Below are 22,457 nucleotides of genomic sequence, written 5' to 3' on the forward strand. Positions count from 1 at the left end.
CGTTCGCCGGCGCTCGGCAGCGCCGGTTCGCGCTAAGGAGAGCTAATGGTCGTACCCATCAAATTTGTTGTCGCTTGCGCTGCAGCCGACGACATCTTCGTTATTGCGACGATCCCTGACGAACTGCCGAAGGATGCGGAATTTACCCGTCTTTACTACCTGTGCCCAGAAACGGAAGACGTGTGGCACTACCGGGATTGGCCCGGCGAACAGGTGGTGTCGCTATGCCTGCGCAGGGAACGGCAAGGGGTGAGACGCGCAGCCTGTGCCCTGACAGGGGAAGGGGACATCGAGATCGCGAACTCCGTGAATGAGACCTATGAAAAAATCTCCGGCGCAGGTCTGATGGGAGCGCGCGCTCTGGGCGCGGTGACGCGGATCAGAGAGATAGGCTCTACTTTGTTTGTCTGTGGCAATTACGGACAGGTCTATCGGCGCGACGAGACCAATTGGACACCTATCGATGGAGAACTGGCGAAACTTGGCAAAAGCGCTCTCAGCCCGCCGTTCCCAGATGCGGCGTCGATTTCCGACGACATGTTGCGCCAGTTCACGCAATCGATGCGGCAAGCACCTAACTTCAACGATATTGGCGGCATAAGCGAGACAGACATCTATGTTTGCGGCAACGGCGGAAATCTCTTCCACTACGACGGAAAGGCCTGGGCCAAGATCGACATCAGAACAGATGCCATCCTGACCGCCATGCATTGCGTCTCAGCCGACGAAGTGTTGGTCGTGGGCGAGAACGGCACCGTTTTGACCGGCAATGCCCGGGCTGGCTTCCGTAGCTTAGGAGAATTTTTCCCCGGCGATTACATCTGGTCGGTCCGCAGCTTCCAGGGGAGGACCTATTTGGGAACCTTACACGGTCTTTATGTGCTCGAAGGTTCTCGTGTGAGACTGCTAACGAGCGGACAGTTGGACGACAAGACACAGGTCATCAGCCTCGACAGTGTGTCTGATAACGCTCTGTGGATAGCGACCGATCGTCATGCGTTCCGTTACGACGGCAACGCATTCACGTTCTATGAGCATGGCGACAATGTCGCGTACTAACGGCTTTGGTATGGTTTCCTATTATTCCGCTTGCCGTCGCGCCATTGAACTTCGATAGGGACACACTATGACCGACACCGACGCAAAGCTGCTGCGGACATTCATCGCCGACGAAAACGAAGCCTTTGCCGATCGGCGCCAGGGAAAGTTCTGGCCTGCCAATCATTATCGTATCGGGCCTCTGGCGACCAAAGCTTCCGGGCTGCTCGATCCGAACGAGCAAATCGATTTCTATTTCCATTTCATGCGCATAGCCGGCGGCGCACCCTCCGTCGGAGATAGGGAAATGCCGCTGCTGCTTGAGGCCTATCGACGGATGCTGCCGTTTCTCGATCTTGGCGGCGTCATCCCGATGTGGCGGCGGCACAAATTGCTGTTCGTGTTCGGTTTTGACGATACCGGAGCCTTGCCCAGCGGCGAGACGATTTCGGCCAAGGCGCTGAAGGCGCGGCTCAAGCTCATCGCGCAGGTCGGCAATTATACGACGATGCCTGCCCAGCGCGACAAGAAGGCAAAGTTTATTCCTTTCGCCGACGAGGCGGTGCGTATCCTCGAGGTTTTCCAGCATCTCGGCTATCGCCACGACCGACGTTATGGCGAAGATCTCTACGATGTCACCAATCTCAGTTTCTGGGGCATGGTGTTCATCTGCCTGCTCAACAAGGCGACCCGCGCCGAGCTTGTTGCCGATATGATCGAGGGCAAATATGATCTGATACGGCGCGTCGAGCAACTGGCGATGTTGCACCGCTATGTCGAGACAGTTCTGCCGGATATCGAGCCTGACGAAGAGCGTTTCCGCTCGCTGGCACGGCAGCTCAACGACATTGAGCTGGCGCGCCGCAATGCCACCGAATCCGTCGCCCTGGCGCAAAGGCTAGGCCTGCCATTTGGCGATGACGAGGACTGGGAAATCCATATTGCGGTCCCGCTGCGCGGCACCGAAGGCCATCCGTTGATCGCCAAGAACGTCGTGCGATTGCATATCCGGCCGAACCGGGACTGGCAGTGGGAGCTGAGCGCGCGCATGGCCGAGCGCGGAGAGTTTTCGGAAAGCGAGACACCTACCGGAACGATCTCGGCCTTCCCATTCTCGGATGCGGAAATCTTCATGCCTTTCCGACATGGCTGAGACAGGTGCGGGAGAAAAACGGCCTGGATTTCGACACCGACGCCGCCGACATTCGTGTGGGGCGCAAGCGGGCGGCGGCCAAGCTTATCGTTCAATGGCTGGAGAGCTGAACTCGGATCGATCGCAGTCGCGGGTCGCCGCCCACGCCATATCGAAGCGCTGAAGCATCTTTTTAAGGGCGGTGCGAAATCCCTTTCGCCGGTCTGAGCATAGGCCGTGTCACGACCGCAATGGCGTCGTGACACGGTGACGTCTGTCAAACCAGCTCAGAAGGGATAGTGCTGGGCGGAATCCTCTACCGTAATCCAGCGCAGGTCGGTGAATTCGGCGATCGCCGCCTTGCCGCCGAAGCGGCCATAGCCGCTGCCTTTGACGCCACCGAAGGGCATTTGCGCCTCGTCGTTCACCGTCGGGCCATTGATGTGGCAGATACCGGATTCGATCCGCGCCGCAACCGCCATTGCCCGCTGGACATTGCGGCTGAAGACGGCGGAGGACAGGCCGTATTCGGTGTCATTGGCGATGCGGATGGCTTCTTCCTCGCCGGAGACGCGAATGATCGGCTTGACCGGGCCGAAGGATTCTTCCGCATAGACGCGCATCTCGGGCGTGACGTGATCGAGCAGCGTCGCCTCGACCACGGTGCCGGAGCGCTTGCCGCCGGCCACGAGTTTTGCCCCCTTGGCCGTCGCATCGGCAATCAGCTCCTCCATTTTCTTCGCGGCGTCGAGGCTGATCAGCGAGCCGAGAACGACGTGGCCGCGCGGGTCGCCGGCCGGCAGCTGGCTGGCGCGGGCGGCCAGTTTGGCGACGAATTGATCGGCGATCGTCTCGTCGACGATGATCCGCTCCGTCGACATGCAGATCTGGCCCTGATGCATGAAGGCGCCGAAAATGGCGGCATTGACGGCACCGTCGATATCGGCGTCGTCGAGGATGACGAGTGGCGCCTTGCCGCCGAGCTCAAGAAGGGCGGGCTTGAGATGCTTGCCGCAGGTCTCGGCGATGATCCTGCCGACCTTGGTCGATCCGGTGAAGTTCACGCGCTTGACGGCCGGATGGGCAATCAGTGCGGCGACGATCTCAGGCGCATCTTCCGGCGCGTTGGTGAGAACGTTGATGACGCCGGCCGGCAGGCCCGCTTCGGTCAGCACAGTGGCAATCAGCCGGTGTGTGCCGGGGCATTGTTCGGATGCCTTGAGGACGACGGTGTTGCCGCAAGCAATCGGCATGGCGATGGCGCGGGTGGCGAGGATGACGGGCGCGTTCCAGGGAGCGATCGCCAGGCAGACGCCGGCGGCCTGGCGAACACCCATGGCGAGCGTGCCGGGTTTGTCGGAAGGGATGATTTCGCCTGATATCTGCGTCGTCATGGCGCCGGCCTCGCGCAGGATATTGGCGGCGAGCATGACATTGAAACCGGCCCAGGGTGCGGTTGCGCCCGTCTCCTCGATCATCAGCTGGGTAAACTCACCCACCTTGGAATCCAGGATATCGGCGGCCTTCATCAGGATCGCGCGCCGCTGGCCGGGACCGGTCTTCGACCAGGCACCGAAGGCTGCTGCGGCAGCATTAACGGCGGCGGCAGCATCCTCCAGGCTCGCCGCGGCGGCGCGGCTTGCGAGCTTCTCGGTGAAGGGATCGATGCGATCATAGGTGCGGCCGCCGGAGGCCGCGCGGTCTGCGCCGTTGATGAGGAGGGAAATATTCATCGGAGGTCTCCTTGGGACAAGAACTAGAAGCCGAGGACTTCGGCGTTGATGGAAGCTTCGAGGCCGCCGTCGACGGCAAGATTGGCGCCGTTGATCCAGCGCCCGCCATCCGAGCAGAGGAAGAGCACGGCAGGCGCGATATCGGCGGAGGTGCCGGCGCGGCCGACGCGGGTGATGTCGCTGTCGACCCTGGCGTCGCCGAGCACGGCGCGGAACTGCTTGAGGATCGGGGTTTCCACCGGCCCGGGGCTGACCGCATTGACCCGGATGCCGCGGTTCTTGAACAGCGGCTGGTGGGCGGCACACATGGTCCACAGCAGCAGCAGTTCCTTGGAAAGCGGGTAGCCTTCCTCGTCCTTGAGGCCGTGCTCGGCGACAACCGCCGCCACCTCGGGAAAGCCTTCGATTGATGTCAGCGACTTCGCCCGCTCGAGATTGGCGCGCCAGCCGTAGCCGGCGATCGAGGCGACGTTGACGATGGCGCCGCCTTCGCGCAGGCGGGGCGCCACGGCTTCGGAGAGGGCACGAAGCCCGTAGAAATTGACGGCGAGCGTCGAGACGACACCGGTGTTGCCGGAAAGGCCGGCGACATTGGCGAGCGCGTCGAGCCGCGCCGGAAGCTGCGCGACGATCTCGGCAACGCCTGATGCCGTGGAGAGATCACCCTTGATGAAGGCGGCACTTCCAGTGGCCGGCTCGCGCACATCGACGCCGATGACCTCGGCGCCCATCTGGCCGGCCAATTCCGCCGTGCGGGCGCCGATGCCGGAAGCCACGCCGGTCACCAGGATTGTTTTACCAAAAAGCATGAACGTCACCTTTCGCAACAGAATCCGGAAATAAGCCGGCTCATTCTTCCCATTTGATTTTATGCGGACCGGGCAATTTCAGCCGGTAGCCGACCGGCAGAAGTTGAAAATCGAAACGGCGCTCGATTTCGCCCCAAAGGCCGCGCGGCAGGTAGAGCGAGAAGATCAACGCCGTGGCGCCGAGGCCGATCAGGTACCAAACGCCGGCTGAACCGAAGGCGGTCTCGATCACGAAGAACAGGATGGCGCCGAGGATCGCGCCTTCAAACTTGCCGATCCCGCCGACCAGAACCATGAAGATCATGTAGGCCGTCCACTGGACGCTGAAATAGGTCTTCGGCTGAAAGGTCGTGGCGGTCGCCAGCCACAGGCCTCCGGCAACCGCAATGCCGAAGGCGGCGAGCACGAAGAGCAGCCTCTTGGTTGCGATCACCCGCACGCCGAGCGAGGTTGCCGCCTCCTCATTGTCGCGGATCGCCTGCATGGCCGCACCGGCGCGGCTGCGCATCAGCATGAAGAGAGCACCGAGCAGCGCGGCCATGGCTATCAAGGCCAGCCAGTAGATCGTTGCCCGCCGCGTCGCGCCGTCATAGACGTTGAGCGAGATCAGCGAGGTTCCCGTTTCCCCCTGGATCAGCCGGTCGAGGTTGACGAGCAGATGGGCGAGTTCTGCTATCACCCACATGCCGATTGCGAACTCGCCGCCCTTCAGGCGCAGCATGAACAGCGAAAGCGGGATCGACAGCGCGCCGGTCACGACCGCGGCGGCAAAGAGCGAGACGAAGGGATTGAGCCCTGCATCCGCCAGGCGGATGGTGAAATAGGCGCCGAGGCCGAAGAACACCTGCTGGCCGACCGAGACCAGCCCACCGAAACCGGCAAGCGCATTCCACATGGCGGCAAGGATCACGTAGATGAACAGGGCCGTCATCCGGTCGATCGCGCCGGCGCCGAGCACGGCTGGGGCAAACATCAGCAGGGCGAGCACCGCGGCCATGCAGCCGAGCGCCACCCGCGACGACTTCGTCCAACGCTCTATCGATATTCCGTTGGAGAGAACGGTCATGTCGGGCTCCGCAAACGGGTGCGCAGTTTAAGAAAGGCGCCAAGTTTGTCGAGAACCGGCATGCCGAACCGGGATAGCCTGACGAAAAGCACCAGCAGGAACACGGCATGGCCGCCGATCAGGAAGCCTTGCGGATGCAATTGCGCGCCGAGCGATTGGGCAAGGCCGAGGACGATGCCGCCGGCAAGCGTCCCCCATAGCGATCCCGCTCCGCCGATCACGGCCGCCTCGAAGGCGAAGAGAAGCTGGGGGCCGCCGGCATAGGGGCTGAAGGTCGCCCGCATCCCGAGAAAAGCACCGGCGATCCCGACCGTGACCATGGTGATCGCGGTGGCGACGGCGTTGACCCTGCGGGCGTCGATGCCGACCAGTCCCGCCGTATCGGGATCTTCCGCCGTGGCGCGGATCGCGCGGCCAAGCGCAAAGCGGCTCAGGAAGAACTGCAGCGTTCCGAGAATGACGACTGCCGTCACCATCATCATGACGGCAAGCTTGCCGACGAAGATGTGGCCCGGCAGTTGCCAGGATGCATAGGACAGGTTGCCGATGAACGGCGCGAGCGAGCGCGTGTCGGCGCCGAACTGCTCGAACAGCAGGTTGTCGATGACGATCGACAGGCCGAAGGTCGTCAGGATCGGCAGGAGTGTGCCGCCGCGGGCGCTACGCTCCAGAATGAAGCGCTGCAGCAGCCAGCCGGCGGCCGCCATGACCGGCAGCACGATCAGCAGGCCGGCGAAAGGTGGAATGCCGGCTTTGGCGGCCAGCAGCCATAGTCCGTAAGCGGCTGCGACCGCCAGGCTGCCATGCGCGAGATTGATGATCCGCATGACCGAGAACATGAAGGACAGTCCGCAGGCGATGACGGCGTAGTAGCCGCCGAGCAGGATGCCCTGGAGCAGGGTATTGATCACGATGCGCTCCTTTCGCCGGCTGCTCGGTGCAATCCGAAATAGGCTTGGGTGACGTGTTCACGCGTGACGGCGGCGGCCGGCCTGTCGAGGACGATGCGTCCTTCCAGCATGCAGATGACACGGCTTGCCACGCTCATGGCGCGGGCGAGATCCTGCTCGACGAGCACGATGGTCGTTCCCGAGGTGAGCAGCGCCTGCAATTGGGCATAGACGCGATCGACGACCAGAGGCGAAAGCCCGAGCGAGACCTCGTCCAGGAGAAGAATATCGGGATTGCTCATCAGCGCCCGGCCGATCGCGGTCGCCTGCTGTTCCCCGCCCGAGAGGTGGCCCGTTTTGGCGTGACGGCGGGGTTTCAGGTTCGGAAAGGCGTCGAGGACACGATCGATGTTCCACTCGCCCTTGCGGCCGGAGGTCTTTCCGAGAAGCAGGTTTTCCTCCACCGTCATCTGTGAAAACAGGCGCCGGCCTTCCGGCACCAGGGCGATGCCCTTGGCGATCCGTTTGTGGGACGGGACGGCGGCCAGATCTTCGTCGTCAAGAAGGACGCGGCCGGAGGATGGCAGATGGGCGCCGGCGATCGATCGCAGCAGCGTCGTCTTGCCCGCGCCATTTGCGCCGACCAGCGCCAGTACCTCGCCCTTGGCAAGATCGAAACTGACGCCGCGCACCGCCTGGAGCAGGCCGTGGCGGACGTCGAGGTCGCGGATGGAGAGAAGGCTCATGCGGGTGTCCCTCCGAGATAGGCCTTGACCACTTCCGCATTGCCCATGACCGTTTTCGGTTCGCCATCGGCGATGATCCTGCCGGCGTCCATGCAGATCAGCCGCTCCGCCACCTGCAGGAGGATATGAACGATATGCTCGATCCAGACGATGCCGATGCCGCGGCGGCGCAATTCGAGGATGGTTTCGACGAGCTCGCTCGCCTCGCCATCGGTCAGGCCGCCGCCGATCTCGTCGAGCAGCATCAGCCTCGGCTGCGTGGCAAGCGCACGGGCAAGCTCCAGGCGTTTGCGGTCCAGCAGGCCGAGCGTGTCGGCGGGGCGGTTGGCGACCGCGAGCATGCCGCAGAGCGAAAGCGAATCGACCACGCGCTCATAGGCCTCGTCGCGGCTAGCGGCATTGCCGTGCGATGCGGCGACGAAGACATTTTCGAAGGTCGTCATGCCGCCGAAGGGCTTGGGAATCTGATGGGTCCGGACGAGCCCGGAGCGGCAGCGTTCCGCCGCCGTCCGGCGCGTGACGTCGACGCCGTCGAAGGTGATGCTTCCCTCATTCGGCGGGAAGGCGCCGGCGAGCACGCTGAGCAGGGTCGTCTTGCCAGCGCCGTTCGGCCCGACAATGCCGATCGCCTCGCCATCGCCCATGGAAAAATCCAGATTCTCCAGCACCACCAGCGCGCCGAACCGCTTGTGGATCCCCTTGGCCGAGAGAAAGGCTCCCCCCGGCCGTCTTTGAGCTTCCCGCTGCAGCACTGTTCGTTATCCGTTATAGGCGGTGAGCTTGGCGCCGACCGGGACATTGGGGTCGGTGGCGTTTTCGGTGACGACATAGTCGAGCGCGAATTTCGAGCCCTCCGGCGCTTTCACCCATTGCGTGCCGATGATCGGTCCGGGAGAGACGTTGGCGACCGGGCCGCTGGTGAAGTCGACCTTGCCGGCGATCGTGGTGGTCTTCAGCGTGCTGATCGCCTTGGCGACGGCCTCCTTGCTCTTGACGTCGGTGCTGGCCTTCAGCGCATCGAAGCCGGCGTCGAGAAGCGCAAGGCTGGCGCCGAGCTGCTGCGTCCACTGCTTGCCGCTTGCCGTCTCATAGCCGTCGGCAAGTTCGGTTCCCGATACGCCTGTCAGCGTGGACTTATAGGGGAAGGCCTTGTGCCAGTAGGCGGCGCTGCCGATGTTCAGGCCGAGGTCGCCGAGCGCCTCGATGTCGGACGGAAACAGGCCCGTCTTGGCGATCTGGCAGATCTTGATCTGCTGGGTGAGGCCCTGCTGCGCGGCCTGACGCCAGAAGGCGGCGAAATCAGGCGGTATCGGGAACGAATTGAAGATCTCCACGCCCTCCTGCCTGAAGAGAGCGATTTGCGCCGTAAAGTCGGTGGTTCCGGTTTCATAGGCTCCGGGATCGACGATGGTGAAGCCGGCCTTGGCGAGCGCCGGCGCCAGATGGGTGCGGATCGCATTGCCGTCGGCGTCGTTGGGATACATGACGCCGACCTTCTTGTTGGTCTCGATCAGGTTCCACTGCGAAACATAGGCCTTGTGGAACTCTTCGACGCCGAAGCCGAAATGATAGGTCCACTTGAAAGGCGAGGGTGCGCCCGGCTTGGCGCCGCGGCCGAAATACCAGGCTTCCCAGGGCATGACCGTCGAGAGGCAGGGAATGCCGGCCGCTTCGCAGGCGTCGGCCACCGGGTTGATGGTTTCGGGCGTCGAGACGGCGAGCATCAGGTCGATCGCCTGGTTGTTGATCAGGTCCTTCGCCAACTGGCCGGCGCGCGAGGGATCGGACTGGGTGTCCTGGTCGAGGATCTCAACCTTCCAGGTCTTGCCGCCCGCCTGCAGGCCGTTCGCCAGCGCCTTGCGCGCCAGTTCGAGCACATAGCCGTCCGTCTCGCCGAAGCCGCCGAGAGGGCCGGTGCGCGGGCTGATGAAGCCGACCTTCAGCGTGTCGCCGCTTGCAGCGAAGGCTGTGCGGCCGGAAAGCGCCAGCGCCGCACCACCCGCCATGGTCGATGCGATGAAAGACCGGCGGCTCAGCGATGCCGCGTTGAGTTTTCCGTTGTGGAAAATGCCGTTCATGAAATCATTCCTCCCTCTTGATGCGGGCCTCCCAGCCCGTTCCCAGTGTTCATGTCGGCCGATCTATTCAGATCGGGTAGTGCCGTTTTCCCGAGGCCATGGTGATCCATCTGAGCTCGGTGAATTCATCGATCGCGGCCTTGCCGCCGAAGCGGCCGTAGCCGCTTGATTTGACGCCGCCGAAGGGCATTTGCGGCTCATCGGAAACAGTCGCCTCGTTGATGTGGCAGATGCCGGATTCGAGCCGCATGGCGACGGCAAGTGCTGCATTGACGTCAGCGCTGAAAACGGCTGCCGAAAGCCCGTATTCGTTGTCGTTGGCAACCGTCACGGCCTCGTCGACGCTGCCGACCCGGATAATCGCCGCGACCGGCCCAAAGCTCTCCTCGCGGTAGATGCGCATGGCAGGCGTCACGTGATCGATGACGGTCGCGTCCATCAGCGTGCCGTTGGCCTGGCCGCCGCAGACGAGGACCGCGCCCTTCTGCAGGGCATCGTCGACGAGCGACCGGACGCGGCGGACGGCCTCAGTGTTGATCAGCGTACCGAGCGGCGCGTTGCCGTCCTTGGGATTGCCGGCGACGAGGGTTGCGGCTTTCGTCCGGAACTTGCCGACAAAGCCGTCGGCGATCTCGTCCATCAGGATGATCCGCTCGGTCGACATGCAGATCTGGCCCTGGTTCATGAAGGCGCCGAAGGCGGCAGCACTCACGGCCTCGTCGATATCGGCGTCGGCAAGGACGATGAACGGCGCCTTGCCGCCGAGTTCGAGCAGGCAGCGCTTGAGATGCCTTGCCGCGGATTCGGCAATGATCCTGCCGACACGGGTGGAGCCGGTGAAGTTGATGCGGCGCACGGCCGGATGGGCGATCAGCGCATCGACGACAGCGGCGGCATCGCTCGGCGCATTGGAAACGACATTGATGACGCCGCGCGGAAAGCCGGCGTCAAGCAGTATGTCGCCGATCAGGCCATGGGTCTTCGGGCAGAGTTCGGACGCCTTCAGGATGACCGTATTGCCGCAGGCAAGCGGCATGGCGACAGCGCGGGTGCCGAGGATAATAGGTGCATTCCAGGGGGCAATGCCGACGCAGACGCCTGCCGGTTGGCGGACGGCCATGGCGAGGCTTCCCGGAATGCCGGAAGGAATGATCTCGCCTGATATTTGCGTGGTCATCGCCGCAGCCTCTCGAAGAATATCCGCGCCAAGGCCGCAATTGATCGCCGCCCATTGCGCGGTGGCGCCGGTTTCACCGGTCATGGCGGCGATGAGTTCGGGCGTGCGCGCTTCCAGAATATCGGCGGCGGCATTCAGGAGCCTGCGCCGTTCGCCCGGGCCGGTTTGCGACCAGTCCGGAAAGGCCGCCGCGGCCGCATTGGCTGCCCTTGTCATGTCGGCAACGGATCCTGCCGAGGCGATCGTTGCGACATCGCCGGTCAACGGGTCGATGCGTTCGAAGGTGGCCCCTTCGGAAGCGTCCATCGCCTCGTTGTTGATCATCAGCTTTGCCGAAAACACCGTTCCACCCATTTGTCCCGCATTGGCGCCACGTGCCGGCGTCACATGCTGGTTCGCGTTGTTGCCATGGGAGAAAACGAGCGGACGCGGCGCCACGAGGGCCGCCTGACCGTTCCTGGACCTGTTGAAGAGCCTCCTCCCAAAGGCTGATGGAGAAAAGGTTACGCCGATCTGGCGCGGATGGAATGCGATTTATTGGGTTAATATTGTAATTATCCGGTGATATCAGCATTGTTTGACATGGGGGACTGGAGGAAAAGCGTTGGCGACGGACGGAGGGATTCATCACTATGCCAGAGGCGAGTGGCACGCTCCGTCGCTGTCGCACCGGCGCATCCGTTTTCAAAAAGGACTATATGCCGATTTCCATCATTTCCTGCTGCTCGGGGAGGGGAGTGGGGAGCTTCATTTCGACAATGGCGAACATCGGCCGCTGCGCGGACCGCTGCTTGCCTTCCTGCCGCCGCAGGCGCGATGCGATCTGTCGATATCAGCCGGAACCGCGGCCCATCTGGTCGGGGCCTCGCCGCAGATCATGGTCGATGCGATCGGCGACAAGGTGGAATCCTATTCGCTGCGCATCTTCACCGAACAGCGCAAGCTGGTCGAGGCATTGGATCCCTTGGCGGTGGCAGAAATCAGTCCGCTGATCTCCGGCTTCGTGCGGGAACTGGGCGATCCCTCCCGCTCCTCCTGGATGGTCGCATCCGCCTATATCAGGCTCATTCTGATGGCGCTGTGGCGCGGCTCCGAGGGCGAGAGAAGCGAGCAGCGCGGGCAGGGCGAAGTGGGATCGATCCTGCAGAGATATCGGCAATTGGTCGAGGCCGGTTTCCGCCAGCACCGGCCGATCAGCGATTATGCCGCGGAACTGGGCGTCACCGCCGACCGGCTGCATTCCACCTGCCAAAGGGCGCTCGGCCGCTCGCCGATCCAGCTCCTGCACGAGCGCGTGGTGCAGGAGGCAAAGCTGAGATTGGAGCGTTCGGCCCGCAATATCCAGGAAATCTCCGACAGCCTCGGCTTTCGCGACCCGACCTATTTCAGCCACTTCTTCAAGCGCAAGACCGGCCTTTCACCCGCCGGCTACCGCGAGATCGCCCGCGCGTCGGCCGGCTCGGAAAACAGCATGCTGTCCTCGGGCTATGCCGACTGGCCTTAGGTTCAGGGCATTGATCAAAGTAAGTAGCTTGCCAAGCTTGGGTCGCAAATCATGCTGCGGAATCCCAATCCGCGTAGGACTGCCAGAAGCGGACATTCAGACAATCAGCGGCCATAGATGTTCTGTACGCTAAAGGTGCTGCTCAAATAGAGCATTTAACCCAATCGGACACGCTAACCGCATAAGCGTGCTATGTCCGCAAAGCTATACCCTGTGGACATAGCTTGCTCGCCAGACCAGCGCACCCCATGGGGGAAACAGCCGCACGAAGCAGCTTGAATACTCCCTCGTAAATATTTCTCAGATTTCCCAATCTGTAGAAGGACAACAAACCTTCCTGGGTAGAGGGTACCTAGCCGCCGCCGCAACGGGTGTGATCAAAAACATGGTGGGTAGTAGTGAAGACACTTTGGTTTAGGCGTTCCTCTCAATGACCTTCAACTCCTGCCAAAGATACCTCGATAAACCCGGCCCATCGTCCCTAGTCATTCCGGAAAGCCCGGTTTCTAAGGCTTTGTGCGATGGTGGGCGCTCCTCGCGGCCTAACGCTTATCCGGCCCCCTAGCGGAAACCGCTCAAGTTGGCCGTACAGCCGCAGCGAGGCCTCCCGAACAACCGCCAAACCCTCACGACAGCGCAAAAATCCTTACTTCCCGCCCGATTCCCTGGAGCTCCGCCATCCGGGAGGCCGATGTGATGCCGCTGTCGCGGAGGATCTCTGAAACCTGGGCATCCTCGACGATCGCCTCCGTCGTCATGATCACATTGGGATCGGCAAGGCCCTGGACGCGGGAGGCGATATTGACGGTCTGGCCGAAGTAGTCCTGCCGGTCGTTCAGGTTGACTGCGAGGCATGGTCCCTCATGGATGCCGATCTTCAGGAGAAGATCGTCGCTGCCGTGTTCGGCATTCAGCCGAAGCATCGCCTCACGCATCTTGAGTGCCGCCGCCACCGCACGGTCCGGGCTCGGAAAGGTCGCCATCACGGCATCGCCTATGGTCTTGACGACTGCTCCGGCCTCTGTGGCGACGATCTCGTGAAGAACGCGGAAATGCGCGCGCACCAGATCGAAGGCGGCAAGGTCTCCGACGCGCTCGTAAAGCGCGGTCGAGCCCCTCAAATCGGTGAAGAGGAAGGTCAGGCTGGTGATCTTGAGGCGCTGGTCGACGTCGAGCGTGTCGGTCCGATAGATGTCGCGGAAGCTCTGGTTCGTCAGCAGGCGCTTGGCTGTCAGAAAAGGCCGCCTGCGGCCCAAGAGGTCGTGCAGCTCGTCGCCTGCGATGCAGACGTTCGGCACTACTCTGCGATCGGTGTGGTTTTCGAGGGTGAGCCGCAGTGAGCCAGGACGCAGGGTCAGCGTTTCGTTCAGCGCATGCGTCCGACTGATGATCATCGAGAGGGTTTGACGTTCGTCGGTGGGCTCACCCTGCACGTCGATGAACTGCGCCGAGTGTGTCACCGGATCGAAGATGATGACGAATTGCGCCGGCAGCTGCAGGGAGACGAAGGCCTTTTCGCCCGGAGCCAACTCGATCATCTCCAGCTGGATGCGCGAAAACCTCGCTTCGAGATCGTCAGGCAGGTCGACCCCGGAGCTGAAGAAGATCTGGCGGTAGTATTCGAGCGGCGGTAACCGATCGGGATCGTGACCGGCAATCCTGCGCACGCGCGGGCTGACAGTAAACGTGACCTCGACCATCTCGTCGAGGGTCGGTTCGTATCCGGCCGCGCAGAGCGCGCAATGGTACGTCTCGTGGACGACGGTTTTGAGGGTTGCGCCGCTGTCGAGGACGCCGCCGCATCCCGGGCAAAGGACATTCCAGGTCATCTCGAATGCGCCTATGCGGGCTGCATGCAGAAACGCTGCGATGGTTTTCTCTTCATCGAGATGGTGTTTATCGGCGAAAGCGAGCGCATTGATGCGGTTGAGCTCGCGATCCGAGCCATGCGTTACGACCTTTTCGATGCACTCGACCGTCTGCGGGTCAGCCGCCTGTCGCAGGGAGGCAAAAAGTACGTCCACTTCGCTCATGAGACAAGTCTCCGTGTGCAGAACCCACGGCGGACGACGCCAGGATGGGGATCATAACACGAGGGTTACCCAATAGAAATCTAAAGGCTTGGATGCTGCTTGTTTCCCGAGCGAAGGCGGGTTTCAGTTCCCCTTGTATATCCGCTTCAGTGCCGTCAGCAGCGCATCCAGTTCGTCGCGCGAAAACAGGTCGATGAAACGCTGCTCGTGCCTATCGATCAGCGCACGCGCCTGGGCGAGCATTGCGTGTCCCGCCTTCGTCAGATGAAGTTCCTGGCGGCGGCGGTCGGCCGCGGAGGGGCGGCGCTCGATCAGGTCGCGGGCTGCCAGCCGGTTGACGAGTGCCATCATTGTCGCCCGGTCGGTGCCGAGCGTATTGGCAAGGTCGATCTGCGATGCGCCCGGATTGCCGGCGACGAGTTCCATCACCGCCAGCTGCTTCTGCGTCAGCGCCAGCTCCTCCATGGTTTCGGCGAAGTCGCGATAGATCGCGACATGGGCCATGCGCAGGTGAAATCCCAGCAGATCGCCAAGCCGGCCGACGTCGAGGCCCGGCGTCGCGGGAGCATCTTCGCCCTCGAAATCGTCCTGGGTTGGTTTTGTGCTCATCGTTGGTTCTCGCCTTATCCAGGCGCCATAACCATCAATATCAGCAGGTTAGTCAATATCCGTAGTGCGGATTTCCCCGCGCCATTCGAGCGATCGGATTTGCCTTAAACAGCCTCTTGCATCACAGGAAAAAGATATTAGTATGTGTTGCATACAAATTTGATGCCTGCCGCGGGGAGCGGTGGGCATGGGAGGAGAAAATGGCGCATTCCTTTTCCGGGATGGCTTCGTCGGCGGATTGCGGACTGGTGACGGATGATCCGATCCTTTACCGCGCCCGTGTCGCACCGGACCGTCCGGCTCTGTTCGAAATCGCCACCGGCCGGCAGCTCACATATGCCGAGCTCGATGCGCGGATCGCCTGCTGCACCGGCTTCCTGAGCGATGTGCTCGGAGTGCGCCGCGACGGGGCGCGTGTCGCCATGCTGGCGCGCAATTCCATGGATTCGATCGTGCTTGCCTTTGCCTGCCAGCGTGCCGGCGCCATCTACGTACCGCTCAACTGGCGCCTCAACGCCGCCGAGCTTCGGCCGATTCTCGCCGATTGCGCGCCGGCCCTGCTCGTTCACGACGAGGAATTCGCCGCAACCGTCGCCAGCCTTGCGGGCGCCAATCCTGAGATGGCGGTGATATCGACGGCCGACGGTCCGGCCGGGCTGGCTGCACGGATCGAGGCGAGCCTTCCGGCCGCTCCGGTGCCCGCCGATGCCGACGCACCTTGCGTCCTTCTCTACACCTCGGGCACGACGGGACAGCCGAAAGGCGTCGTCATCACCCGCCGCAACGCCTTTTTTGCCGCCATCAATTTTTCCGTCGTCGGAGAAATCGGGCCGAAATCCGTCGCGCTTTGCGACCTGCCGTTCTTCCACACGATCGGTCTGATCGCGGTGGCGCGAACCACATTGATGCTGGGCGGCACGCTCGTCGTCTCCGACCGCTTCACACCGGCGCGCACACTCGCAGCCCTTGCCGACCGGCAGCGTGCCATCACCCATTATTTCGCCGTGCCGCAGATCGCGCTCGCCTTGCGCAACGATCCCGCCTATAGCGCCGCGGCGCTCGCCGGCCTGCATGCGCTCTTCGTCGGCGGCGCGCCGCTGACGCAGGCGCTGATCGAAAGTTATCTCGACGACGGCGTTGCGCTGGTCAACGGTTACGGCATGAGCGAGGCCGGAACGGTGCTGCACGTGCCGATCGACCGGCGGGCCGTGCAGGACAATCCCGGCAGCGTCGGTCTTCCCGCACCCTTGCTCGATATTCGCATCGTCGGCGAGGATGGCCGCGAGGTTGATGAAGGCGAGATCGGCGAACTCTGGCTGCGCGGGCCGGCGGTGACTCCGGGCTACTGGAGCAAACCTCAGGAAACCGCTGCCGCCTTCACCGACGGCTGGTACCGCACCGGCGATCTCGGCCGACGCGAAGCAAACGGCTTCTATCGCATCGTCGACCGGCTGAAGGACATGTACATCAGCGGCGGCGAGAATGTTTATCCTGCCGAGGTCGAAGCCGCACTCGCTAGCCATCCCGACATTCTCGACGCCGCGGTCGTCGGCATTCCCGATATCCGATGGGGCGAATGCGGCCTCGCCTATGTCGTGCTGCGGCCGGGTGCGGCGGCAACGGCCGATGAGATCGCCGGCCATTGCGCGGCAAGGCTCGCCGCCTTCAAGCGTCCGGCCCGCATCCTCTTCGTCGAGGCCATTCCCCGCACGGCCTCCGGCAAGGTGCAGAAACATGTCCTGCGCCAGTTCCATTTTGACGAAACCCTTCAACGACAGGCCCTGTGAAGCGGCCCCGGCATTCACGCCGAAACCCATGGAGTAACCTCATGACTGACATGCAATCCCCGATTCTGGTCGAATTCGACAACGGCATCGCCTTCGTGACCCTCAATCGTCCGGAAAAGCGCAATGCGATGAACCCGGCCCTGAATGCCCGGATGCTCGAAGTGCTCGACGAGCTCGAGGGCGACGAGCGTTGCGGCGTCCTTGTCCTGCGCGGCGCCGGGGAATCCTGGTCGGCCGGCATGGATCTGAAGGAATATTTCCGCGACAATGACGACAAGCCGCGTGACGTCACGCTGAAGGCGCGGCGGCAGTCCGGCAACTGGTGGGGCCGGCTGATGTATTTCGAAAAGCCGACGATCGCCATGGTCAACGGCTGGTGCTTCGGCGGCGCTTTCACGCCGCTGGTTTCCTGCGATCTCGCCATCGCCGCCGAGGAGGCGAATTTCGGCCTCTCCGAGATCAACTGGGGCATTCTGCCGGGCGGCAACGTCACCCGCGCGGTTGCCGAAGTGATGCGCCATCGCGACGCTCTCTATTACATCATGACCGGCGAACTGTTTGGCGGGCGCAAGGCCGCGGAAATGGGTCTTGTCAACGAGGCCGTGCCGCTGGCGGAGCTTGAAACCCGGGTCCGCAAGATCTGCGCCAGCCTGCTCGAAAAGAACCCGGTGACGCTGAAGGCCGCCAAGGACACCTACAAGCGGGTGCGCAACCTGCCATGGGATCTCGCCGACGATTACATCTACGCCAAGCTGGAGCAGATGCTGTTTCTCGACAAGACCAAGGGGCGCGACGAGGGGCTGAAGCAATTCCTCGACGACAAGACCTATCAGCCGGGGCTCGGCGCCTATAAGCGCGGCCGCTGAGGACGAGCCCGGCTCGCCGGGCGGGTTGACGAGCCGATCATCGGGAGGAGGAAAGCAATGAAGATCCATGCTGCGGTGGCGCGTGCGCCCCATACGCCGTTTTCGCTGGAAAGGCTCGATCTGGAGGAGCCGCGCGAAGGTGAAATCCTGGTTCGCGTCGTGGCAACAGGGGTTTGCCACACCGATATCGTCATGCGCGACCAGCATTTGCCGGTGCCGCAGCCGGTCGTTCTCGGCCATGAAGGCGCCGGCATCGTCGAGCGTGTCGGGCCGGGCGTTGCCAAAGTGGCGCCCGGCGATCATGTGGTCATGACCTTCAATTCCTGCGGTCATTGCCCGAGCTGCAACGATCACGAGGAGACCTATTGCCACGAATTCTTCCCGCGCAACTTCTTCGGTGCGCGCGCCGATGGTTCGAGCGGGCTCTCATGCGAGGGAGAGCGGGTTCACGGCAATATTTTCGGACAATCCTCCTTCGCCAGCCACGCGCTGTGCCATGAGCGCAATATCGTGAAAGTGCCTGAGGATGCGGATCTGGCGCTGCTCGGGCCGCTTGCCTGCGGCATACAGACCGGCGCCGGCGCGGTCATGAACGCGTTGAAGGTCGAACCGGGAAAAGTGCTCGCGGTTTTCGGCATGGGCTCCGTCGGTCTTGCCGCCGTGATGGCGGCGCGGATCGTCGGCGCTTCACGGATCATCGCCGTTGATGTCAACGAGACGCGGCTGGCGCTCGCAGCGGAACTCGGTGCGACCGACATCGTCAACGGCAGGGCGACCGACGCGGTTGCCGCGATCATGGCGCTGACCGGCGCCGGCGTCGATTATTCGATCGATGCCTCCGGCGTGCCCGCCGTCATCGACCAGTGCGTGCGTGTGCTGGCGCCGCGCGGCACCTGCGGCATCGTCGGGGCCTCGCCCCATGGCGCGACGCTGACGCTCGACCTCACCCATATCCTCTCCGGCGGGCGCCGGGTCCGCGGCATCGTCGAGGGCGATTCCAATCCCGACGTGCTGATCCCGTTGTTGATCGACCTGCATCGGCAGGGCCGCTTCCCCTTCGACAGGCTGATCACCTTTTATGATTTCGCCGACATCAACCAGGCGGTGGAGGATTCGGAAAAGGGCATCGTGCTGAAACCGGTCGTGCGTCAGCCGGCCGCCTGACACCGTTCAAGGGAGGAAACAATGAATACCATCACCGAAATCGCCACCGATACCAGCCCCGATGTCATGAAGGCGCTGCTTGGCCGGCAAAAGGCGTCTTTCCTGAGGGAAGGGCCGCCAGGCATCGACACCCGCATCGATCGCATCGACCGCGTCATCGCCCTTCTCGTCGACCATAAGGATGCGATCGCGGCTGCCCTGTCGGAGGATTTCGGCAGCCGCAGCGTCGAGGCGAGCCTGCTTCTCGATGTCTTTACCTGCGTCGGTTCGCTCAAATATGCCAAGGCCCATCTTGCCGAATGGCTGAAGCCCGAGCAGCACGAGGCATTGTTCCCGGACGCGGTGGCCGAAGTGGTCTATCAGCCGAAGGGGGTTGTCGGAATCCTCAGCCCGTGGAATTTCCCTTATCAGCTCGCCCTTGCGCCGCTTGCCGGCATTCTTGCCGCCGGCAACCGCGCCATGATCAAGCCGTCGGAGGTGACGCCGGCTTCATCAGCATTGATGGCGGAACTCATCGCCGGCTCTTTCGACGAAACGGAAATATCAGTCGTTCAGGGCGGACCGGCGACGGGCACGGCCTTTACATCGCTTGCCTTCGACCATCTGATCTTCACCGGCGGAACCGCGATCGCCCATCATGTCATGCGCGCGGCGGCGGAAAACCTGACGCCGCTGACGCTTGAGCTCGGCGGAAAATCACCCGTCATCGTCGGCCGCTCGGCCGACCTCGCAGACGCGGCGCGCCGCGTCATGACCGTCAAGACGCTGAACGCCGGCCAGATCTGCCTGGCGCCGGACCATGTCTATGTCCCCGAGGAAAGCGTCGAGGCCTTTGCCGGACACGCGGTCGCGGCGGTCGGCGCGATGTATCCGGCGCTGAAGGAAAATCCTGATTACACTTCGATCGTCAATGCCCGCCATCTCGCCCGCATCCAGGGCCTGATCGACGATGCCAGGGCCAAGGGCGCCCGTGTCGTCGAGATCAACCCGGCGGCGGAGAATTTCTCCCAGCAATCGGCGCACCGCATGCCTCCGACCCTGATCCTCGATCCCACGGAAGAGATGCGCGTGCTGCAGGAGGAAATCTTCGGAGCCGTGCTGCCGGTCCTTCCCTATCGCGATATCGCCGACGTCATCGATCGTATCAATGCCAGGCCGCGCCCGCTCGCTCTCTATTACTTCAGCCAGGATCAGCAGGAGGAGCACCGCGTCCTCGACAATACGACCTCCGGCGGGGTGACGGTCAACGACTGCATGAGCCACGTCACGGCGGAAGGCCTGCCCTTCGGCGGCGTCGGCCATTCGGGCATGGGTGCCTATCACGGCAAATTCGGCTTCCTCGCCTTCTCGCATCCGCGCGCCGTCTATCACCAGAGCAAGATGGTGGAAGCCGAATACATGATGCGGCCGCCTTATGGCGAGGCGATGCGCGGCTTTTTGGCGACGGCGATCTGCAAGTAAGAGAGAAGTGGCGGGCGATGCCGTCGGCAGCCGCGGCTGCTGGCGGCATCGGATGGCTGCCCGCAACGAATGGCCCGATTGCGCAGGCTTATCCGGATAACGCTATATTGTGTCGTCAGGCTCCATGTCCCGACGCAGAAGATGCCGTTGTTAAACATGCCTTATGCAGCGGCTGCTAGCCGTTGAACCGCAGGGCGTGGCGGATATGATGTCTCTTGCCGTGCTGGAGCATGACCTTTCAATTGATGTCGCCAAATCTGGCAGCGGGCCTGGGTGCCCATACCTGATCGTCGCGGCGGACGCCCGCTTTCCTGTCGTCGCATTGCAGCCGATCGGCCGGGAGACGCGTCCGCGAAGGAATATGGCTTGATAGGTCTTTGATTTAACGAAGCTAAAACCAGTGTTGCCCTATGATTGGTTCGGTACATGTATTGGAAGGTGGATCCAACGCAGTGAATGGCATCTGGACGCAATTCGGTGGCAACCTGTCATTCGTGTGCCTGGCGATTTCGCTCTGGGCGCATTTCTCGATCCAATTTCAGCGTCGTTCGGTCACACAGGAAAAAATCGCCTTCGGAATCATAGCCGGCGGCGCCTCCATCGGGTCCATATTGCTGGCCGTCGAATTCAATCCCGGCATTTATATCGACATCCGCTTTTCGCCGCTTGCTTTGGCGGGCATGTTTGGCGGACCGATCGCGGCCGCCTTTGCGGCGTCGCTGGCGATGGTCTTCCGCTTCTGGGTCGGCGGCGCGGCAATGATCGACGGTCTGATCGCAATTGCTGTCGCGACCGGTATCGGCCTGGCTGCCAATGTCTGGATCCGGAAGAGATCTCCCGAGCTCATAGACGTTGCGCTGCTGAGCCTCGCGCTCGGCGGCGCACTTATTGTTTTGATGGCGGTGCTTCCCACCCTGGTGCACGCCCGCGTATTGGCCATCATCGGTCTGCCGATGACGGTATTGAACTGCCTGGCGACGGTGCTGTGTGGTTTCGTTCTGTTGAAGACGCAACAATGGGAGCTGGAGCGAAGCATCCTGGTGACCGCATTTTCGCAGTCGCCCGATTATCTCTACGTGAAGGACCGAAACAGCCGGTTCATCACCGTCAATGAAAATATGATCCGCCTTTTTCGTTTCAGAACCACGGCGGAGATGACCGGATTGTCGGATTTCAATCTTATCTCGCGGCCGCGCGCCGAAGAATTTTATTATCTCGAACAGCAGGTCATGGACACCGGGGTGCCCCTGATCGACTCCGTCGAGCGTATCGAAGACAGATACCTGCTCGCCTCCAAGGTGCCGCTGAAGGATAGGCAGGGACGGGTGATCGGCCTGGCCGGCGTCACGCGTGACGTGACGGAGCGGACTGCCCTGGAGCGGGAATTGCGCAAGAGCAAGAACCTGCTGTCACATGCGATGGCCGGCATGTCCGATGGCATCGCCATGTACGACAGCAAGGGTTTTCTCGTTTTTTGCAACGACCAGTATCGCGCCGCCTTTCCGCTATCCGGAGACGCCCGCGTGGTTGGCGCTCATATCAGCGACATCCTTCGCCGCGTTGCAGAAACCGGCGAGCGCACGGGTATCCCGGACGCTGACCGCGAAGAGTGGATCAGGTCCGTCAGTGCTACGTTGCACAGCAACAAGGACGAAGAGGTTCAGCTTCACAACGGCGACTGGCGCAGCATCCGGACAAGGCTGGCGGAAGACGGCACGGCGATGGCCGTTGTCTCGGACATCACGGCGACCAAGCAGGCGGAAATCGCCCTCAGGCTGTCGGCGGAGCAGCTGAAGTCCCTCGCCGAGACCGACGGGCTCACCGGCATGGTCAACCGCCGGGCCTTCGACGAGGCCTTCGCGCGCGAGACCGCAGGCAGCGCCAGGAAAAACACGCCGTTCAGCCTTCTGATGGTCGATATCGACCGCTTCAAGGCCTATAACGACACCTATGGTCATCCCGCCGGAGACCAATGCCTGCGTGTCGTCAGCAAGTGTCTGCGCCAGTCGGTAAGCCGCCCGGCCGACATCGTCGCACGCTACGGCGGAGAGGAATTCGTGGTTCTGCTGCCTGCAACCAGTGCGAAGGGGGCGATGATCGTTGCCGAGCAATTCGCGCGTCTCCTAAGCCAGGAGAATATCGTTCATACAGGCAGCGAATTCGGCCGGGTCACTGCCAGCATCGGCATATCCTGTGCGACGGGAGCCACCTTGAGGATCAACCCGAACCGCCTCCTGAGCGAGGCCGATGCCGCGCTCTACGACGCCAAGACCCAAGGCCGCAATCGCATCCTGGCACATTCGCCCGAGGAGCGGCACGCCATGAAGGACGTCGGTTAGATCGAATCCTTGATAGGTTTTTCCT

At 62.5% G+C, this 22,457-nt stretch carries 18 protein-coding genes; 8 read left to right on the forward strand and 10 right to left on the reverse strand.

Annotation, left to right across the window (positions count from 1 at the left end; genetic code table 11):
• Positions 1-45: 45 nt before the first annotated feature.
• The gene (locus CUJ84_RS28005; RefSeq protein ID WP_105008887.1) at positions 46-1,059 is read left to right on the forward strand and encodes a hypothetical protein; all 1,014 of its coding nucleotides are present in this window, start codon (positions 46-48) and stop codon (positions 1,057-1,059) included.
• A 67-nt stretch (positions 1,060-1,126) separates the two neighbouring features.
• Positions 1,127-2,191: a hypothetical protein gene (locus CUJ84_RS28010; RefSeq protein WP_245457578.1), complete on the forward strand. Its 1,065-nt coding sequence runs from the start codon at positions 1,127-1,129 to the stop codon at positions 2,189-2,191.
• Positions 2,192-2,457: 266 nt separating this feature from the next.
• On the opposite strand, the gene CUJ84_RS28015 is transcribed toward CUJ84_RS28010, so the two are convergent.
• The 8 genes from CUJ84_RS28015 to CUJ84_RS28050 all read right to left on the reverse strand — a co-directional run bounded on the left by CUJ84_RS28015 (position 2,458) and on the right by CUJ84_RS28050 (position 11,023).
• Positions 2,458-3,903, reverse strand: coding sequence for an aldehyde dehydrogenase (locus tag CUJ84_RS28015; RefSeq protein ID WP_105008888.1), 1,446 nt, complete (start codon positions 3,901-3,903; stop codon positions 2,458-2,460).
• A gap of 23 nt (positions 3,904-3,926) precedes the next feature.
• Positions 3,927-4,712: a coniferyl-alcohol dehydrogenase gene (locus tag CUJ84_RS28020; protein WP_105008889.1), complete on the reverse strand. Its 786-nt coding sequence runs from the start codon at positions 4,710-4,712 to the stop codon at positions 3,927-3,929.
• Positions 4,713-4,752: 40 nt separating this feature from the next.
• Positions 4,753-5,778, reverse strand: a complete 1,026-nt coding sequence (locus CUJ84_RS28025) for a branched-chain amino acid ABC transporter permease (RefSeq protein ID WP_105008890.1) — start codon at positions 5,776-5,778, stop codon at positions 4,753-4,755.
• Positions 5,775-6,689 (reverse strand): branched-chain amino acid ABC transporter permease, encoded by a 915-nt coding sequence (locus tag CUJ84_RS28030; protein ID WP_105008891.1) that lies wholly within the window; start codon positions 6,687-6,689, stop codon positions 5,775-5,777. The genes CUJ84_RS28025 and CUJ84_RS28030 overlap by 4 nt, the downstream gene beginning before the upstream one ends.
• The gene (locus tag CUJ84_RS28035; protein ID WP_105008892.1) at positions 6,686-7,414 is read right to left on the reverse strand and encodes an ABC transporter ATP-binding protein; all 729 of its coding nucleotides are present in this window, start codon (positions 7,412-7,414) and stop codon (positions 6,686-6,688) included. The genes CUJ84_RS28030 and CUJ84_RS28035 overlap by 4 nt, the downstream gene beginning before the upstream one ends.
• Complete coding sequence (locus tag CUJ84_RS28040; RefSeq protein ID WP_199788838.1) at positions 7,411-8,166, reverse strand: ABC transporter ATP-binding protein; 756 nt, start codon at positions 8,164-8,166, stop codon at positions 7,411-7,413. The genes CUJ84_RS28035 and CUJ84_RS28040 overlap by 4 nt, the downstream gene beginning before the upstream one ends.
• A 6-nt stretch (positions 8,167-8,172) precedes the next feature.
• Entirely contained in the window at positions 8,173-9,492 is a 1,320-nt protein-coding gene (locus tag CUJ84_RS28045; protein WP_105008893.1) for an ABC transporter substrate-binding protein, read from the reverse strand.
• Positions 9,493-9,559: 67 nt separating this feature from the next.
• Positions 9,560-11,023 carry an aldehyde dehydrogenase gene (locus tag CUJ84_RS28050; RefSeq protein WP_105009201.1) on the reverse strand — a complete coding sequence of 488 codons (1,464 nt, stop codon included), beginning with the start codon at positions 11,021-11,023 and terminating at the stop codon, positions 9,560-9,562.
• Positions 11,024-11,273: 250 nt separating this feature from the next.
• On the opposite strand from CUJ84_RS28050, the gene CUJ84_RS28055 reads away from it, so the two are divergent.
• A complete protein-coding gene (locus CUJ84_RS28055; protein ID WP_105008894.1) occupies positions 11,274-12,173 on the forward strand; it encodes a helix-turn-helix transcriptional regulator in 900 nt (299 codons plus the stop codon).
• A 626-nt stretch (positions 12,174-12,799) separates the two neighbouring features.
• Here the strand turns inward: CUJ84_RS28055 and CUJ84_RS28060 are convergent.
• On the reverse strand, positions 12,800-14,206 hold the full coding sequence (locus CUJ84_RS28060) for an adenylate/guanylate cyclase domain-containing protein (protein ID WP_105008895.1): 1,407 nt from the start codon (positions 14,204-14,206) through the stop codon (positions 12,800-12,802).
• Positions 14,207-14,329: 123 nt separating this feature from the next.
• Positions 14,330-14,815: a MarR family winged helix-turn-helix transcriptional regulator gene (locus CUJ84_RS28065; RefSeq protein WP_105008896.1), complete on the reverse strand. Its 486-nt coding sequence runs from the start codon at positions 14,813-14,815 to the stop codon at positions 14,330-14,332.
• Positions 14,816-15,015: 200 nt separating this feature from the next.
• Between CUJ84_RS28065 and CUJ84_RS28070 the strand changes: the two genes are divergently transcribed.
• The 5 genes from CUJ84_RS28070 to CUJ84_RS28095 all read left to right on the forward strand — a co-directional run bounded on the left by CUJ84_RS28070 (position 15,016) and on the right by CUJ84_RS28095 (position 22,432).
• Positions 15,016-16,602: an AMP-binding protein gene (locus tag CUJ84_RS28070; RefSeq protein ID WP_105008897.1), complete on the forward strand. Its 1,587-nt coding sequence runs from the start codon at positions 15,016-15,018 to the stop codon at positions 16,600-16,602.
• A gap of 41 nt (positions 16,603-16,643) precedes the next feature.
• Positions 16,644-17,468, forward strand: coding sequence for a p-hydroxycinnamoyl CoA hydratase/lyase (locus CUJ84_RS28075; protein ID WP_105008898.1), 825 nt, complete (start codon positions 16,644-16,646; stop codon positions 17,466-17,468).
• Between the two features lie 57 nt (positions 17,469-17,525).
• On the forward strand, positions 17,526-18,632 hold the full coding sequence (locus CUJ84_RS28080; protein ID WP_105008899.1) for an NAD(P)-dependent alcohol dehydrogenase: 1,107 nt from the start codon (positions 17,526-17,528) through the stop codon (positions 18,630-18,632).
• 21 nt (positions 18,633-18,653) lie between these two features.
• Positions 18,654-20,093 carry a coniferyl aldehyde dehydrogenase gene (locus CUJ84_RS28085; RefSeq protein WP_105008900.1) on the forward strand — a complete coding sequence of 480 codons (1,440 nt, stop codon included), beginning with the start codon at positions 18,654-18,656 and terminating at the stop codon, positions 20,091-20,093.
• A gap of 410 nt (positions 20,094-20,503) precedes the next feature.
• Positions 20,504-22,432 (forward strand): diguanylate cyclase, encoded by a 1,929-nt coding sequence (locus CUJ84_RS28095; protein ID WP_105008902.1) that lies wholly within the window; start codon positions 20,504-20,506, stop codon positions 22,430-22,432.
• Positions 22,433-22,457 lie beyond the last annotated feature (25 nt).

The organism is Rhizobium leguminosarum (genome assembly GCF_002953715.1).
In the GTDB taxonomy this organism is placed as follows: Bacteria; Pseudomonadota; Alphaproteobacteria; order Rhizobiales; family Rhizobiaceae; genus Rhizobium; species Rhizobium leguminosarum_V.